Origin of the sequence: Paenibacillus sp. DP01, from assembly GCF_044784315.1 — a bacterium.
Lineage (GTDB): Bacteria > Bacillota > Bacilli > Paenibacillales > Paenibacillaceae > Paenibacillus > Paenibacillus polymyxa.
The window spans coordinates 5490845-5507989 of record NZ_CP173059.1; the positions used below are offsets into that span (position 1 = coordinate 5490845).

The window sequence follows — 17145 nt, forward strand, 5'->3', positions numbered from 1 at the left end:
CGTACCATAATGAAAAAGACCCGAGGAGGATAACCACATGAAACAGGAACTGATTGACCGCCTGACTACATATGTTCAGGTGGATACCCAATCCGACGAAAGCAGCCACACTTGCCCCACCACACCCGGACAGCTCACATTGGGCAACCTCCTGGTAGACGAACTGAAATCCATCGGTATGACAGACGTAACCATTGATGGTCATGGTTATGTAATGGCAACCCTTCCCTCCAATACGGATAAAGAAGTGCCCGTCATTGGTTTTCTGGCACACCTTGATACGGCTACTGAGCTAACCGGCGCAGGAGTGAAGCCACAGTTGACGGAGAATTACGATGGAGGCGATATCACGCTGAATGCCTCGCTGGGTGTAGTACTTTCTCCACGTGAGTTTCCCGAATTGACTCAATATAAAGGCCATACCCTAATCACAACAGATGGTACCACCCTGCTCGGTGCAGACAACAAAGCTGGCATCGCAGAAATCATGACAGCAATCCACTATCTGATTGATCATCCAGAAATTCAACATGGCAAAATTCGCGTTGCTTTTACACCGGACGAAGAGATTGGAAGAGGACCTGAACGCTTTGATGTAGCCGCTTTTGGTGCTGAATATGCTTATACAGTAGACGGCGGACCGCTCGGAGAACTGGAGTATGAGAGCTTCAATGCCGCAGCTGCTCATATTACCATTCATGGTGTGAATGTACATCCTGGTACGGCTAAAAACAAAATGATCCACGCTGCCAAAATCGCTATGGAACTGCACAGTAGATTACCTGCGAATGAAGCCCCGGAATATACAGACGGGTATGATGGCTTCTATCATCTGTTGGAGTCTACAGGCACAGCAGAACAAGCCAAACTGTACTATATTATCCGCGATTTTGATCGCGAGAGCTTCGAAAACCGGAAAGCTTATTTGACAAATATCGTAAAAGAGCTCCAGGCTGCCTATGGAGATAACCGCATCACGCTGGAGCTGAGAGATCAGTATTACAACATGAAAGAGAAAATCGAGCCTGTCAAACATATCGTCGATATCGCACATGAAGCAATGACAAAGCTGAATATTGAGCCCATTATCAAGCCGATTCGTGGAGGCACAGACGGTTCACAGCTGTCTTACATGGGACTGCCTACACCGAATATTTTCACAGGTGGGGAGAACTATCACGGTAAGTATGAGTATGTGTCAGTGGACAACATGGTGCTTGCCACCAAGGTTATTGTGGAAATCGCACAATTGTTCGAGCAACGCGGCAAGTGAACCACTTTTACACACACTGACACGTTTAGATTAAATATGAAGGCATATCGTTTCGTAATGGAAACGATATGCCTTTTTTATTGAAGCTCTCATATCCCCTTTAAATTTTCGATACCTTTATAACTTTTATCCGTCTTCAGACCGACAATTATATAAGACTATAAAAAATATATTTAGTAAAGAAAGGTAGGCAGTCCACTTGAATACAATAGATGCATTAATTGTAGCCATTCCCTACATACAACAGGTTATGCGTGAGAAAGTAACCCTTGCTCTCTTCGACCGCACTCACGTTCTTGCTTACACCCAATCAGAGGGTATGGACCTCGGCTTTGAAACAGGCTCGGAGCTGCTGGAGGACTACAAAAATTTTGCCATGCTTAAAAATGGACATGAGGCCAGCTTGACCCACATTCCGGCTGAAGTCCTGGGATATCCTCTTGATATGATCAGTATTCCTGTCTTTGACGATAAAGGGGACGTCATCGCAGCGTTTGCCGCCTCCTATAATTTGACCAACAAAAATCAACTGGATCAAATCGTATCCGAAAACCTCTCCATTACCGAGCAGCTCATTGAGATGGTGCAACATGTAACAGCGCATTCGGAGGAGTTACAGGCTACCAGTGAACACATTTTGAAGAACACCCAAATTGCCGTACAAAACTCGGGTAAAATTAATCAGGTTGCTGTATTTATCAAGGAAATTTCCGATCAAACCAACCTGCTTGGATTGAATGCTGCGATCGAAGCCGCACGTGTCGGAGAAGCAGGAGCAGGCTTCGGTATCGTTGCTCAAGAAGTACGCAAGCTGTCCGTAGAGTCCAAAAAAGCGACGGTCGATATCGAGGGAGCCCTTAAGGATGTACAGAACTCCATTCGTCAGATGGAGCAGGAAATAGAGCAAATTGTTTCTTCTTCTCAAGAGCAGGCGACTCTGGTAGGCTCTTTCACCGAAGTCATGGAGCGTATGCAAAAGGCGAGCGAAACGATGCAACATCTGGCCGATAACCTGACTTCCTATATTGTAAAATAAATAACATCGTTACTTTGCATGAGAAAGGGGAGCGCACTGATCCGCAAATGGCGAAAAAGTGCGCTCCCCTTATTTACACAATCCCTACTGGGTAAGACGATCGAAGTCTAAAATCAAGCAGTAAAAGAAAAAACACCATGATTCGAAGGATGCACGGAGTCTAAATCTCCCAATGTATTTCCTATCGGAAGAGCAACACTAAGAAACGCTAAGACCATAGTTATCGAGCTTAATGCCTTTTTCATTATGAAGCCCCCTTAATAAAATGGTTTGGTATTGCTCTTGCTGGGACGGTGTTGCCAAATCTCGGTAAGTTTCGAATAGTGCAACCAGTGTTCTAAAATCGGCATCGGCTTCTACCCCAATAGAGAATTGCAGAGAAACAAGGATATAATTCAATGCAACGATATACTGCTTCTTTTTCAAATAGTAAATAGCTAATTGGTTGACCAGTTTCAAATAATATACGCGGTTGGCTCTATCTTCATAACCTTCAAATATCTCAATATCATCGGCAAACTCGTTCAGCAGTTCATCAATCTCCCAATCGTTCAAGTTAGCTGCTTCAGTAATACCAACCAATCCTGGTAGTAGCTCCTCGTCATTGTTGTGAAGAAACTGAACATATTCCGGTAAAAGTTCCTTCTTCCCCAAAAGTAAATCAATCATATATAAATTGGCCTTGGCGAGAAAACGGAATCTCTCTACTTCTTCGTGACCGCTTTGATCCAGCCCCATAAACCAGCCCATTTCGCTATACTTCATAATATAATCTCTGGCTTCCTCATACTGGCCTATATTCTGATAATAAATCGATTTCGCTAGATAACTGTAAGCATAATAAAACACCAGCGGGTGTTTGGTGTCCAATGTCTCATACTTGCCGTCCGCAGCATTTCTCAGTTGGGTGTGATACAGGCTTTCAGCCAACGAATGCAAATAATCCGCAACCTTGTTCGCTTCATCCCAATCATTATGCGTGTAGCTGATTCTAAATAACTCGCAAGCTTTATCAAGCGCGTGGCTGTCCGACAACAAATAAATAGCTCCCCTTTGATTCAGGACCTCTTCCACTAAACCCCGCCTCCCTATCCTGAAAATTACGGTCACCCCTAGCCTTGTGGCTATTCTTCAGGGTAGTTATGCTATTAGCCCCATTTTTACATGCCAGTATATTACAAATATAGTCAAAGCCTAACTTGAAGTCAATTTAATCATCGGTACATTCATATTTTTGCAATCTGACATGGATATGTATATTTACGAGTCACGAATAGAGGATTTTCATTATTGAAATAATGCTAAAGAAGACAAAAGGTGGGCTCTCTTATGGGTGGTTTTTATGATCTATAGTATCGTCAGGGTAACTACGTTACGAATTAGTGCGTACTTTTCAACCGAATACCGGGGCCTTACAATCAAACCTGTGCACGAAAGCAAAGTATAGAGTACGACTCAACAAAGCATGTACCTGTTCATCCAAATACAATTCACTTAAGGAGTGAAGTTAATAACATGGAACTTCAATTGGCTTTAGACTTGGTAGATATCCCACAAGGTATTGCATTGGTAAAAGAAGTGGAATCGTATATTGATATCGTAGAAATCGGTACGCCGATTGTCATCAATGAAGGACTTCACGCTGTAAAAGCAATGAAAGAAGCATTTCCCAATCTAAAAGTGCTGGCTGACCTGAAAGTTATGGACGCAGGGGGATATGAAGTGCTGAAAGCTTCCGAGGCTGGTGCCGATATTGTGACGATTTTGGCTGTAGCTGAAGATGCAACGATCAAAGGTGCTGTAGAAGAAGCTAAGAAACAAGGCGGCAAAAAAATCCTGGTGGACATGATCGGTGTTAAAAACCTGGAGCAACGTGCGAAAGAAATTGATGCTTTAGGCGTTGACTACATCTGTGTGCACACAGGCTACGATCTGCAAGCGGAAGGACAAAGTCCGTTCGAAGCATTGCAAACCGTCAAAAAAGTCGTAAAAAACTCCAAAACAGCCGTAGCTGGCGGCATCAAGCTGAGTACATTGGCTGAAGTGGTAAAAGCTCAACCGGATCTGGTTATCGTAGGCGGCGGTATCACTGGCGAAGACGACAAAAAGGCTGTAGCCTCGCAAATGCAGCAGCTCATTAAACAAGGTTAATCCTAATGGAGACCTCTCAATATTTATCCGAGGTAATCAAGGAGCTGCAATTCGTTCCACAGCTAATCAGCGATACCGAATCGGAACAGCTGATCCACTCCATCGCTGCTGCGAATAAGGTATTCGTAGCAGGAGCGGGGCGCTCAGGGTTCATGATTCGCTCGCTGGCCATGCGGCTGATGCATATGGGAATTCAAGCTTACGTCGTTGGGGAAACCGTAACCCCTGGTTTAAGCGAGGGAGATCTGCTGATTATCGGTTCAGGCTCTGGTGAAACTAAAAGCCTAGCCTCCATGGCAGACAAAGCGAAAAAACTCGGGGCCTCACTGGCGCTCCTTACCACCTCCCCCGAGTCCACCATCGGCAAACTGGCCGATATCATCGTTAAGCTGCCCGGCGCACCCAAGGACCCATCCAACAAGAATTACCAAACCATTCAGCCCATGGGCTCACTGTTTGAACAAACCCTGCTGCTGTATGGCGATGCGTTGGTACTCAGAACGATGAAGCTGCGCAAGCTGACTTCCGAATCCATGTATGGTCAACACGCCAATTTGGAATAAAACTGCTTTTTCCTTTACGATACAAAGCAGGCTGTCCCTACATGTCCGAGCATGTAAAGACAGCCTGCCTATTGTGTTTAAATGAAGTAAAATCTTAGTCTTCTACTCCTCTGTCTCAAATCATTTATTCATTACTCCCTACTGGCAGCGACGGCACTTTGGATGGATCAACCAGCGCCCAATATGCATATTTGGCCTTTAACCGTTCATCAAACAGCAGCGGCTTATCCAGCCGGGCAATCGGGAATGTACTGAGCCACGTATTGCCATCATCTGTCCCCCAAATCGTCACATTGCTGAGATGTTCCTGCTGTCTTGTAAACATATCGAACAGCGCCTGATAACGATGAGCCTGCCGGATCAGTAGAGCTTCAGGAATCGTTTCGTAGCGATCCGTATCATTAGAGTAGAGGCCAATATCCAGCTCTGTGATCTGATTATCCAGCCCGAGTGAAGCAAACTTTTCGATGGATTGCTCGATTTCGGCAATAGTAGGGAACTCCAGGCGGATATGCGATTGGTGACCTACGCCATCAATCGGTACACCTTTGGCAAGCAAATCACGCACCAGATTGTACAGAAAATCCCGTTTCTTCGGTTCATGGGTATTGTAATCGTTAATGAACAACCGCGCGTTTGGCCCCGCCACTTCCCTCGTGACATGGAACGCTTTTTCAATATAATCGGTTCCTGTAATCTGATACCACTCGCTACGGCGCATGCCGTCTGGCTGATCAGGATCAATGACCTCATTCACCACATCCCAATCGGTAATAACATTTTTATAACGAGCGGCAACAGCACGAATATGCGTCTCCAGGCGATCCAGCAAAAGCTTTTTGTTCTCAGCAGTCGGTGTCATCGGCTGTCCATTTTTGTCCTTAAACATCCAATCCCCGGTTTGGTTATGCCACACTAAGGTATGGAAACGAATTTCCAATCCGTGCTGTTTTGCAAATTGCACAATTTGGTCTGCTTCCTCCCAACGGAACTGCCCCTCGGATGGTTGCAAGGAGACAGGCTTCATCGCATTCCCTGCAACGACACTGTTAAAATGCTTCTGTACCAGTTCTCCGTAAGCCCCTTCGGTCTGGAAAGCCTCAATCGCTGTGCCGATGCTGAACTGTCCCTGATATAATCCATGCAAAGAAGGTATGTCCTTCTCAATCGCCAGCGGCGGCACCAGGGACAATTCGAAATCATCCATATAAAAGGAGGACGTCCCTTCTGGCGATTCCAGGTACATAGAAACGGCATCTGTATCATGTGCGAAGGTATACGTGCCAGACAAATGCATCCATCCTCCTGTCGTAATCGCCGTATCGCCTACAATCGTTTCATATGCACTTTGACCTTGGTAATCACGCTGTACGCTGAGCCTCACCTTGGCAGGCTGCTCACCTGGCACCAGCTTCACCCAGGCGCTGACCGTATAACGGTTGCCCTTTTGCATCGTGGCCGTCACGTCCAGCTTGGGACCGGCATATGCCTTTTGTCTGCCTGTTGTCAGCAGACTGTATGAACCGGTCCGTGCATCGGCATTCGAGACCTGCACGGTCTCGGCTCCCAAGCGGGATACCCAACCTTGGGCTGTGCCATCTTCAAACCCAGATACAATCCCACTTGTAGGATTCGTTGGTGTTACTGATACCTGCCTAATTTCCACCTCATCCACATAGTAGGCCTGAGCGGGATTCGAGTTCTCCACATACAGCTTCAATGCATTCATCTCCCCGGTAAACGTATATCTCCCCTGAAGCTTGATCCACGAAGTATCTGCTGTTTCCGTCTGTGCTACAGTCTTCCATGCTGTAGTCCCCCCTGTCGGCTGCTGCTCCACCGTAAGCTTAATCACGCTTGGAATTGCCGCATTGCCGTCCAGTTTCACATACCCGCTAATTTCATACTCCACACCCGGCAGCAGTAGCGGCTTCACATCCAGCTCTGCTCCGTTCCAAGCCGCCGTACGAGCGGTTGCCTTCAGACTGTGCGTGCCGCCATAGGCCGCTTCCGTGACGGATGCAATTTGGGTATAAGCTCCCCGGGGCTTCCAGCCGTCACTGTTTCCTTGCTCAAATCCATACGTTTTAATGATCTTCCCTGCCGATAGCACCTTGTCCGAAACCGACGGAGAATGTTCCATAGACGAAGCTGCCTTCGCTACAGACGTTCCCCACCATCCGATAGGTGATAACAACAGCACTCCAGCCAGTACCAGACAAAAAGGCGTATACCAACATGACCGCACAGCAATCCCTCCTGCACTCAAATTTTTGAATTCATATTTGGCACTCTTGGATTATAGTTATCTGCGGATTGGAAACGGCTCTTAGAATGAATGTAAAATATTCACTATCCTTTGACGCCTCCCAAGGTCATACCCTTCACAAAATATTTTTGTAAAAACGGATAGACTAAAATAATAGGCACTGAAGCAACAATCGTCATCGTGGCACGAATAGAGGTAGGCGTAACCGCCTTCGCCAAATTTTCCGACCCTGCAAATTGGCTGGCATAGTCCTGAGCGTTAACGGACGTATTGGAATTTTGTAGAATTTTCATCAGCTCATATTGGAGAGTGCTCCATTGCTCATACGACGAATTGTACAAAAATACATCGAACCAGGAATTCCATTGCGAGACCGCCGTGAACAGGGATACCGTTGCCAGCACTGGCACACACAGCGGCAAAACAATGCGCATAAAAGTAGCAAACTCCCCAGCCCCATCAATACGTGCCGACTCCAAAATTCCCTCTGGCAATCCCTCAATAAAGGAGCGAATGACTATGACATTAAACACCCCGATCAAGCCCGGCACGATGTACACCCAAAAGGTTCCCAGCATCCCAAGCTCACGAATCAAGAGAAAATTGGGGATCAATCCACCGCTAAAATACATCGTTAAAATAAAAGCAATCGAAACAAATTTACGCAGCACATATTCCGGTCGGCTGATCGTATACGCCACCATCGCGCAGCAAAACACCGAGGTCACTGTACCTGCGACCGTACGTAATACAGAAATTAACGTAGCATGAAAAATCGTCGCTTCCTTGAATACAAATTCATAATTACTCCACGTGAATTCACGCGGCCACAAATAAATCCCGCCCCGAATCGAGTCATTCGCTTCATTTAATGAAACCGCCAACGTATTTAAAAATGGATACAGCGTGAACACCATTAGGCATAGCATAAACACAACATTGCACGCATCAAAAATCCGATCCGAGTGCGCCCGAAATCGCCCGTGTACGGCCTTCCCTTTGCCCATGACTTCCTCTCCTTTCTAAAAAATAGCCTAGTCCTGCACTTAAATCCGATTGATTATTCTTATCTTGTTGGTGCTGTTGCTTGGAACAGTCATTTTGAGTGTTTATATCAGTGGCAATTGGAGTGAATTATGTGGATTATTTTTGGGACTATAAGAAGTCGTGTTGTAGTTAGTTGGTAAGGTCTTGATGAGGTCCGCGAAGCGGCCTGTTAAAAATCCACTGACCTTCCCTGTAGAATGGATGAGCAAGTTCCCCTGCTACAACCCTCAGTTCTTAAAAAATGACTTTACGGAGGATAGCAGCGGAGCGGGCGGAATTGTTCTAAAGAAGCGGAGCGTTCACCTTTATTCCCGGATTTTAACCTATGATTTTTATTCCAATAAGAAAATCCGGGGATAACAGTGATCGGAAGAACAATCCGCACGCGAAGCGACCTTCTCCCCCGTAACTCACTCTTTTTTAGAACAACCGCTCCTCCCCTAACCGCTTCGCAATATGATTGGCGCTAAACAACAGAATGAAGCTAACCACCGTTTTGAACATTCCAGCAGCAATGGAAAGCGAAAAGTTCCCCATCTGGATACCATATTTCAGGACGAAAATATCTAAGTTTTCCGAGTAATCCACGTTCATGCCGTTGCCCAGTAAATATTGCGGTTCAAAGCCTGATTCCAGCAGGTTGCCAATGTTCATAATGAGCAGGATGATAAATACAGGCTTTAATCCCGGCAAGGTCACATGCCAAATCCGCTGAAACCGCCCTGCTCCGTCCATCTCGGCCGCTTCATACTGCGAGGGGTCAATCGTGGTCATCGCGGCCAAATAAATGATGGTATTCCAGCCGACATTTTTCCATACCTCCGACGCTCCGAGAATCCCCCAAAAGTAGCTTCCCTCACCCAACCACAGAATAGGTTCCTTAATGAGTCCAAGCCACATCAGCACCTCATTGACAATGCCGCCGTCTGCTGATAGCGCCGTACTAATAATGCTGGCCGCAACTACCCACGAAATAAAATGTGGCAAGTAGCTGATCGTCTGCACCACTCGCTTAAATACAATCTGACGAAGCTCATTCAGCAAAATTGCTAGTGTTATAGCGGTAACAAATCCCAGCACCAGATTAATAAAGCTCATCGCCAGCGTATTGCGCATCACCCGCAGAAAGTGTTCATCCTGAAATAGAAAACGGAAATGCTTCAATCCAACCCATTGCTGATCAAGCAGCTTGCGGGCAGGCTTAAAATCCTGGAAGGCAATCGTCCAGCCCCAAAGAGGCAAATATTTAAAAATAAGCAGCCAGATTAAAAAAGGGACGGACATCCATACGAGTGCACGCTGCTGATTCAGCTTGTGTATAAATCCCCTAAAGCCGGTTCGCCGTGAGAGCGGCAAATGGCCCGAGGAGGTCGTAACAGGTGGCGGTGACGTGTAGCTCATAGCTGCTTCCTCCTTTATTTTTTCCCGACCGTCTTGATTTTTTTGGCAACCTCCTTCGTGATCAGCTCCTCAAAGGCCTTCACATCCAGCTTGTTAAACTCGGTGGTGTATTCCTTCCAAATGGCATCAAATTGTTCCGGTGCAGACAGTACCAAGCGCGGGAAATATTTGCGCTGCAGGTCTCCTTTCTTTTGCTGGAAAATCTGCGCAGGCGAGCCTTGAGCAACCTGAATGCTCCAGGCTGGGAACCATGGACGCTCGTCAGGTGCGGAAAACATCTGCGAGAAGGACTCTACACCGTTCGCTTTAAGCAGCTTTTTATCACCTTCGGTATACGACATCCGCGCAACCTCAGCCTGCCGTCCGGGGCTAGCCGAGTTGCCGTCGGGCAAGGAAGAACCGTTACCGTACCGCGGCCAGCTGTATTCAAAATATTTGAACCCAAATGAGTCACGGAACGCATCCTCACCCGTCTTCTTAATTTGCTCCTTGGTCCGATAAAAGCGCCCATTTTTATCTACATCATAGGTTTCACCTTTGATCCCCCAGTTGGATAATACCTGGTTTTCGTCGGTCAGCAGATTGTTGAAAAATTTGATGATACGTACCGGGTCCTTGGCACTGACTGTAATTCCGATGCCTCGGTTATTAACAAATGACGACGGATCAAGATACTGATCCTTTATATTCCGGTCGTATACAACAGGCAGCCCTACATATTCCAGATCATCATTACCCGAACGCTTGGAAGCCTCCTGCAGGTTATTTAGAGACTGCCCTGCCTGCCAGCGATAATCGAAAAAGCCCAGCACCTTACCCGAGGTTAGCTTCGCCAAATATTGATCGTAATTGTCTACAAAGGAGGATTTATCGAATAGGCCCTCTGCGTTAAGCTGATTCAGTTCCTGGAGATACCGCTTTGTGATTTCCTCATCTCCATAATCCGTCGCCTGGTGTGTTTTCATATCAATAATCGTGCCGCCATCATTGGGATAGCCTGCCAGATGCATCGGCGCATTCGTAAGCGCATAAAACCTATCCTGCGTGGTTAACGCCAAGTACCCGGTTAATCCCTCGTCTGCATGCTTTTTCGCATAGTTCCGAATCAGAGCCAAGTACTCATCTAAAGTTTTTATTTTTGGGTATCCCGCCTCCTTCAACACTCTACGCTGTATCCAAAAAGCTCCCTGCTCTATATTAGGAGCAGACAAATAATCACCGACCACCGCACTGAACGGCAGGAAATAGATATTCCCATCCTCCGCTTTCATCAGATTGTAGTACGATCCATATACACGCTTGATATTTGGCCCATATTTATCGATCAAATCATTCAGGGGAATAAAAGCCCCGGCATCCAGCAGTTTATCAATCGTGCCATCAGGTACAATCACGTCTGGATAGTCATTACTGGCAATAAACGTGCCGATTTTCGTATTCGAATCCCCTACCAAATGCTCCAGCTTCCAGTTCACGCCGGTCTGATCTTCCAGTATTTTTCCGATCCGCGTTTCATTGGTATTAATGTCTCTTCCCGCCGTGGCATTAAAATACGTGAATGTGACCTTCTCCTTGCTATCTCCCGACGCAGGCTCCTTACCCGAGCTCCCTGAGCAAGCAGCGATCATAGATGCCATCATAACCATTACCAGACTGATGATTCCGAACCTTTTGCTTGTCATGCCAGACCTTCCCCTTTCGGCCTCTTTTGTCGATTGTGTGTGAATAGCAAATTGTAAGCACTTTCATTTTATAAAATGCCTTTCATTTTGTTCACCTGTCAATCTATAGGTGTTACTTAGGAAACTATAGGTCCCGATCCGCAGGAATCATTATACGAATCTCCGTACCCTCGCCGGGGGCACTGCGAATGACCAGCTTAAAGCGGTTGCCGTAGTAAAGTTTTAGACGATAGATGACATTTTGCAGACCTATACGCTCACCCATTTCTTCCTGCCTTTGCATGTAACCATATAAGCGCTGCACCTGTTCCGCAGACATGCCCACCCCATCATCCCGAACCGTTAGCATCAGTCGTTCTTCCTCATGCTCAAAAAGAATCTCAATGCGTCCCCCATGCTTTAGCGGCTCAATGCCGTGGATACTTGCATTTTCAACCAGCGTCAGTACGACCATTTTGGGAATCAAATTGTCCAAGTCTTCGGAGCGTGCCTGTACATCGTACTGTATTCGCTCACCAAAGCGATATTGTTGGATTTCCAGAAAACAACGGATCAACTCCAGCTCGTCCCGCAAAGTAACCCGATCCTTGTTCCACACCAGCGAATTGCGGAAAATCCGTGCCATATTATGAATAATGCGGGCTGTCTCATCCTCATGCTTCATCAGGCTTCGCATACGAATCGTCTCCAGCGCATTGAACAGAAAATGGGGGTTGATCTGGCTGTGAAGTGCATTCAACTGGGCGTGCCTACGCTGAATCTCCAGATTTTTTCGCTGAATATCGGCCATATAGACATCGTTAATCAGTCGTTTGATTCTCAGCGTCATCCGGTTAAATTCACCTGTGAGCTGTCCGATTTCATCACTCGACTCCATACCCGGAATGAGTTCAAAATGCTGATTTTTCACCTTCTTCACATGTTTCAGAATGCGATGAAGCCGCACGTTCAGCGAACGTGTAATCCAGATAATGATCAAGGTGGGCAGCAGCATATTTACACAGGTTAACAAGAGCGCAAAATTGCGAGGTTCCTGCATTTCATACAACACTTCATCTCTGGATACCGCAGCCACAATGCTCCAGCCGTTCAGATTATTCGTAAGCACATAATGAGTCTTGAATTCCATGGTGTCATTGGGTAGATTGAGGGTGCTATAGGCCACGCTCTTATGGTTTATATCAACCTTCGGGTCATTTGTATATTCGACTTCTCCCCGTTCGTTAAGCAGAAAGAGACTCCCCTGCAAGTTCAAGTTATTGAAAATCTCCCGAATGGATGACATTCGCAGCTCTATTTTCAGTATTTTTTCACGACCATTTTGGGAATAAAAATAGTTCATCCGTCGAATCAGGCTGAAGGGGTGTAGCTGCTCAGCGGTACTGTCGTCAGTACGGACAAATATAGGCTTGGACTGGCGTCCAGGCGGGATTTGGGTATACCAAGGGAAGCTTTTGACCCTCTCATCTATAAAGCTGATTCCCCCGGAATCCATTAGCGTTGGATTATCTGTATAGATCGTAATTCCACCCACGGATTGGTACACAGGACTGTAAGTATTGTTTAAGATACGACGTAAATAAGAGTCATAGACAGCAATATAATCAGCAGGGTGGGGATATGTTTCTTCCAACACCTCATTGAGTCGATAATCGGTATAAAAGATAGACGAGATTTCCATCGCATCTTCAAATTCCCGGTAAAATTCAATTTTAATTTGTTCCAGGGCGCGCGTAATATCCTGAATACGCTGTTCTTTCACATTTTGCGAGGTAACATGGTAAAAGATCAGATTGGTCAGCACGATAGGTGTAAAAACACAGAGGAAATAAAGCAGCAGCATTTTATCTCGCAGCCGTATATGATCCAGGATAGTTCTCAGCCTCTTCATTCGCCGGACCTCTCTGGCTCGTACCCAGCACTTAGGCTATTGCGGTATTCACTTGGCGTGACGTGCGCCAGCTTTTCAAACTGAGTCACAAAATAGTCTGAACTGCCGAAGCCCACTCGCTCCGCAATTTCATAAATACGCAGGTCCGTCTGCCGCAGCAGGCGTTTCGCCTCCTGAACGCGCAACTTCAGCAGGAATTCGTTAAAGTACACCCCGTATGTTTTTCTGAACAATTGACCGAGGTATACCGGATTCATGTAAAAGTGAGCCGCAATACTTTTCAGGCTTATATTCTCGGCAGCATGCTGCTCAATATAAGCACGGATGTGCTGGATTCCTCCCTGCTGACATTCCTTGCGCAGCGTCCCAATATATTTTCCACTTTCTTCGGCAAAGGCTGTAAACAATCGTTGGAGTTCACCCAACGACAGATTCATATCCTGCCAGTTTATCATCGGTTCCAGTGACTGAAGTGAGCGCTCATTTCCCTGCATGTTTTGAATGACCCGCACGATACTAAGAACGCATTGATGCAGACTCATTTTCATAGCCTCAGGAGCATAATACTCTTCCCGAAAGCTGCTAAATAAATAACCTACGGTCGCGCGTAGCTCTTCCAATTGGAGTTCCTCGATCTGCTCTGTCAAGCTATCCAGTACGTCCTGACGAATGGTCCTAAAGTGGAGGGATGGCATTTCATCCTGCAAAAAGATAACAATACCGCTAGGGTCATGAATGTATTTATGAAGCACTGCTTCCTTTGCACTGGCATAGGACTGCTGGATATCCCGCAACCGATTCACAGGACTTCCCGCATAAACGAATACCCGAATTCCCAACTGGTTTTTTACTGACTCCATCCCCTCTATCTCCTGTTGTAGCGCTTTCATAAACAATTCTACTTTGGCTCCAAAACCCTCTAAAAAGAAGTCCGGTACGATAAGACCAACCCGGTTACGATGCTCATGGACATAGAGAGGGTACTTGCCGTCCATTAAACGATGAAGCGCTTGCTCTATAAGCTCCCTGAACTGGAAAAGCGATAGCATGACACCATCGTCACCAGAGCGCCAAGGATGCTGATCATTCAGCTCAACAAGTACATAGTACATACACGTGGCTTCTCCAAGTCGCAGCTGCTGCTCCCAATGTGTCACCACTGCATCATCCACTGGGTTCATCATCATCGTCTCTAACAGCCCGCCTGTAAGGTGGTTCTGATATCGCTGCGCGTTCTGTTGTTCACGGTGCAATCTTTCACTCAGCTTGCGCAGTGTAGCCGAAAAGTCCTCATCATCAACCGGCTTAAGTATAAAATCATGCACTCCATAGCGGAGTGCCTGCTGCGCATAAGCAAAATCACTGTAGCCGCTCATGATAATAAAAGCAGGATGTTGGGTACTCCGTTCGAGTACAGATCGAATCAGCTCTAATCCATCCAGCACAGGCATACGAATATCGGTAATGATCAGGTCTGGGTGAAGACGACTGATTAGCTCCAGCGCATCCTCACCGTTATCAGCTTCACCCACGATTTCAAAGCCACAGATTTCCCAATCGACAAGTTGAATCAGCCCTTTGCGGGTGAAAATTTCATCATCCACTACAATGGCTCGATGCAGCTTCATAACCTGCTTCCTCCTTTCGATGAAACGTCATTTTATTGGGGTTAACTACTTCACGAGCCTTGCACGATATTCCAGCTGGAGAAAAATGGCCTTTAAAACGTATTGTGGCACTTCGGAAGCCATTTGTACAGACGGGATTTCATCATAAGGTCGCTCCAAAGCGTGAAAACTATTGCCCCCAGCTTCTTCCTCACTGAACACAACCGTGACCTACTGTGGCTTAGACATTCAGCGCTGTCACAGGTACAGTAATCCCGCTAGACAGCCGGTTTATAGCGTATTCCGGGGTGTGTCTCTCCAATACAAAAGCCGCCTGGTCTAAATGACCAAGCGGCTTTTATATGTTTGGACTGCAGTTCCTCTTCTTGCGATTTCTATACTTTATACATTTTGTGCGTAGCTTTCACTTGGCGTTTTGGTCAACACCACATGCAGGCTGGAGTTCGCTCCCGCACCACCACGATAGGAAAAGTGCTCATCTCCAGTAATATGGATCATATCCCCTTGGACAACTTCCGTTTGTTCACCATTTACAGTTACAGTACCGCTTCCTTCAAGAACGAGCAAATATACATTCGCTCCTGGATGGTTATGTGTTGGCAACTCAGCATTAGGGGTGAAGTTGAGAATAAAAATAACATTGTCAGCTTCCTTATGCACAATTCGTTTTGTAAATGCAGCTTCTTTATATTCCTGAAATTGAATGAGGTTTGATTTTTTCATGTAGATTCACTCTCCTGTTTGTAATTGGATTGGGCCTATATAGTCTTATTGTATTTGATTATTACGCTCGTCTTGTGATTGCGATCACAAACATAAATTTAAGTCATAAATACTTTGAAATATTCAAAAATTTGATTTCAATCATCTTTTTCATCATCACATCTAGCTAGAATCAAATTGTGTTAGACAAACCAAAACAACAGGAGGTTATTCCTATGAAACCAGGATTCAAGCTGGCAAAGAATATATATTGGGTAGGAAAAATCGATAATCGTGAGGTACCCTTTCATCGGCTTACCCTATCTAAGGGTACAACCTATAATGCATACTTACTAAAAACCGGAAAACCAACCATTATAGATACCGTAGATATGGCGTTCGGTAGAGAATTTGCCGAAGCTGTAGCGGAATTGATCGACCCGTTGGATATTCAATATATAATCGTCAATCACACGGAACCGGACCACTCCGGCGGGTTGGCGGCCCTTGCTTCCAAGGCAGCAAACGCCACCATTGTCTGCACTGAGATTGCCGTTCCGGAAATTCAGCAGATGTACAAGCTCCAGCATCGGAACTTCCTCGTAATCAAGGATGGGGATCAACTCGATATTGGAGGCAAGACACTGCTATTTAAGGAAACACCTTACCTCCATACGGAGGAAACCATGATTACGTATTGCGTGGAAGATAAAATCTTGTTCCCTTGCGATATTTTCAGCACACACGTAGCTGTAGAGCATCTATTTGCCGATGAGGCCGGTTTTGATATTACCGAGGATTTTATCGGATACTACCAGGCTATTATTCATCCACATCGCAGATATGTGCGTACATTAATCGAAGCTGTATCTGACTTGGATATTGAGATGATTGCTCCTTCCCACGGCTTCGCGATCCGACATGATATTGCCAAATTTATTGATTTGTACGCATCGATGAGCACCGAAACCAAGGATGATAAAAAAGTAGCGATTGTTTATGCCACCTTAAAAAATAATACTAAAAAAATGGCAAACATCCTGAGAGATTGCTTTTTGGAGAACCAAATCAAGGTGGAGCTATGGGATGTAGATAAGGCGGATGAAACCGAGATATTAAATAGTATTGCCTCAGCGGATGCTGTTTTCGTCGGTAGCTCTACCAAATATGCCGACATGACAGGCAAATTGGAAGACCTGCTGCAACAAATGCAAAAGATGAATTTGGAAGGCAAGCTTGCTGCCGCCTTTGGCTCCTATGGCTGGAGCGGTGAAGCCATTGAGGTCGTACAGGATTACTTGAACGGTACTAATATGAAAGTCCAAAGTACTTCAGATGTAATCAAGTCAACGGGTATGACGCATGTGGAATTTCCGGTACGTGTTCGCTTCTCTCCTACAGAAGATGAAAAAGTGAAAAAAATAAAAAATGCTGCTGAATTTGTCTCAGATCTGCTGCTTAGTGTTATTTAGCGCAGAAAGCTAGAGGAATAGGAGAGATGC

General features: G+C 45.9%; 14 protein-coding genes. 5 read left to right on the forward strand and 9 right to left on the reverse strand.

Annotated features, from left to right (window positions below):
- Nucleotides 1–37 precede the first annotated feature (37 nt).
- Together pepT and ACH59B_RS24240 are read left to right on the forward strand one after the other, a co-directional pair.
- Nucleotides 38–1273 (forward strand): peptidase T, encoded by a 1236-nt coding sequence (gene pepT / locus ACH59B_RS24235; RefSeq protein WP_016822686.1) that lies wholly within the window; start codon nt 38–40, stop codon nt 1271–1273.
- 199 nt (nt 1274–1472) lie between these two features.
- Nucleotides 1473–2309: a methyl-accepting chemotaxis protein gene (locus tag ACH59B_RS24240; RefSeq protein WP_016822685.1), complete on the forward strand. Its 837-nt coding sequence runs from the start codon at nt 1473–1475 to the stop codon at nt 2307–2309.
- A 198-nt stretch (nt 2310–2507) separates the two neighbouring features.
- Here ACH59B_RS24240 and ACH59B_RS24245 read toward each other — a convergent pair whose 3' ends face one another.
- Nucleotides 2508–3383 carry a hypothetical protein gene (locus tag ACH59B_RS24245; protein WP_017426141.1) on the reverse strand — a complete coding sequence of 292 codons (876 nt, stop codon included), beginning with the start codon at nt 3381–3383 and terminating at the stop codon, nt 2508–2510.
- Between the two features lie 441 nt (nt 3384–3824).
- Here ACH59B_RS24245 and hxlA point away from each other — a divergent pair, with 441 nt between their 5' ends.
- Together hxlA and hxlB are read left to right on the forward strand one after the other, a co-directional pair.
- Nucleotides 3825–4460, forward strand: coding sequence for a 3-hexulose-6-phosphate synthase (gene hxlA, locus ACH59B_RS24250; protein ID WP_013312540.1), 636 nt, complete (start codon nt 3825–3827; stop codon nt 4458–4460).
- A 5-nt stretch (nt 4461–4465) separates the two neighbouring features.
- Nucleotides 4466–5023 carry a 6-phospho-3-hexuloisomerase gene (gene hxlB / locus ACH59B_RS24255; protein ID WP_016822682.1) on the forward strand — a complete coding sequence of 186 codons (558 nt, stop codon included), beginning with the start codon at nt 4466–4468 and terminating at the stop codon, nt 5021–5023.
- A 124-nt stretch (nt 5024–5147) separates the two neighbouring features.
- On the opposite strand, the gene ACH59B_RS24260 is transcribed toward hxlB, so the two are convergent.
- The 8 genes from ACH59B_RS24260 to ACH59B_RS24295 form a co-directional block, all read right to left on the reverse strand.
- Entirely contained in the window at nt 5148–7271 is a 2124-nt protein-coding gene (locus tag ACH59B_RS24260; RefSeq protein ID WP_404302886.1) for an endo-1,4-beta-xylanase, read from the reverse strand.
- Between the two features lie 104 nt (nt 7272–7375).
- On the reverse strand, nt 7376–8299 hold the full coding sequence (locus ACH59B_RS24265) for a carbohydrate ABC transporter permease (RefSeq protein ID WP_102997450.1): 924 nt from the start codon (nt 8297–8299) through the stop codon (nt 7376–7378).
- A gap of 460 nt (nt 8300–8759) precedes the next feature.
- Nucleotides 8760–9740 (reverse strand): sugar ABC transporter permease, encoded by a 981-nt coding sequence (locus ACH59B_RS24270; protein ID WP_016822679.1) that lies wholly within the window; start codon nt 9738–9740, stop codon nt 8760–8762.
- 14 nt (nt 9741–9754) lie between these two features.
- A complete protein-coding gene (locus tag ACH59B_RS24275; RefSeq protein WP_404302889.1) occupies nt 9755–11422 on the reverse strand; it encodes an ABC transporter substrate-binding protein in 1668 nt (555 codons plus the stop codon).
- Between the two features lie 124 nt (nt 11423–11546).
- On the reverse strand, nt 11547–13313 hold the full coding sequence (locus ACH59B_RS24280) for a sensor histidine kinase (RefSeq protein ID WP_250247984.1): 1767 nt from the start codon (nt 13311–13313) through the stop codon (nt 11547–11549).
- On the reverse strand, nt 13310–14941 hold the full coding sequence (locus tag ACH59B_RS24285; RefSeq protein ID WP_404302891.1) for a response regulator: 1632 nt from the start codon (nt 14939–14941) through the stop codon (nt 13310–13312). The genes ACH59B_RS24280 and ACH59B_RS24285 overlap by 4 nt, the downstream gene beginning before the upstream one ends.
- A gap of 45 nt (nt 14942–14986) precedes the next feature.
- Nucleotides 14987–15142: a hypothetical protein gene (locus ACH59B_RS24290; RefSeq protein ID WP_013373670.1), complete on the reverse strand. Its 156-nt coding sequence runs from the start codon at nt 15140–15142 to the stop codon at nt 14987–14989.
- 180 nt (nt 15143–15322) lie between these two features.
- On the reverse strand, nt 15323–15664 hold the full coding sequence (locus tag ACH59B_RS24295) for a cupin domain-containing protein (RefSeq protein WP_016822675.1): 342 nt from the start codon (nt 15662–15664) through the stop codon (nt 15323–15325).
- A gap of 215 nt (nt 15665–15879) precedes the next feature.
- Here ACH59B_RS24295 and ACH59B_RS24300 point away from each other — a divergent pair, with 215 nt between their 5' ends.
- Nucleotides 15880–17115 carry an FprA family A-type flavoprotein gene (locus tag ACH59B_RS24300; protein ID WP_016822674.1) on the forward strand — a complete coding sequence of 412 codons (1236 nt, stop codon included), beginning with the start codon at nt 15880–15882 and terminating at the stop codon, nt 17113–17115.
- Nucleotides 17116–17145 lie beyond the last annotated feature (30 nt).

What these genes read in the sequence shown, in the direction of transcription:
- ACH59B_RS24265 (WP_102997450.1), bottom strand. Translation starts at nt 8,299, where the DNA reads ATGGGCAAAGGGAAGGCCGTACACGGGCGATTTCGGGCGCACTCGGAT.
- ACH59B_RS24275 (WP_404302889.1), bottom strand. Translation starts at nt 11,422, where the DNA reads ATGACAAGCAAAAGGTTCGGAATCATCAGTCTGGTAATGGTTATGATG.
- ACH59B_RS24295 (WP_016822675.1), bottom strand. Translation starts at nt 15,664, where the DNA reads ATGAAAAAATCAAACCTCATTCAATTTCAGGAATATAAAGAAGCTGCA.
- ACH59B_RS24285 (WP_404302891.1), bottom strand. Translation starts at nt 14,941, where the DNA reads ATGAAGCTGCATCGAGCCATTGTAGTGGATGATGAAATTTTCACCCGC.
- ACH59B_RS24300 (WP_016822674.1), top strand. Translation starts at nt 15,880, where the DNA reads ATGAAACCAGGATTCAAGCTGGCAAAGAATATATATTGGGTAGGAAAA.
- hxlA (WP_013312540.1), top strand. Translation starts at nt 3,825, where the DNA reads ATGGAACTTCAATTGGCTTTAGACTTGGTAGATATCCCACAAGGTATT.
- ACH59B_RS24280 (WP_250247984.1), bottom strand. Translation starts at nt 13,313, where the DNA reads ATGAAGAGGCTGAGAACTATCCTGGATCATATACGGCTGCGAGATAAA.
- hxlB (WP_016822682.1), top strand. Translation starts at nt 4,466, where the DNA reads ATGGAGACCTCTCAATATTTATCCGAGGTAATCAAGGAGCTGCAATTC.
- pepT (WP_016822686.1), top strand. Translation starts at nt 38, where the DNA reads ATGAAACAGGAACTGATTGACCGCCTGACTACATATGTTCAGGTGGAT.
- ACH59B_RS24270 (WP_016822679.1), bottom strand. Translation starts at nt 9,740, where the DNA reads ATGAGCTACACGTCACCGCCACCTGTTACGACCTCCTCGGGCCATTTG.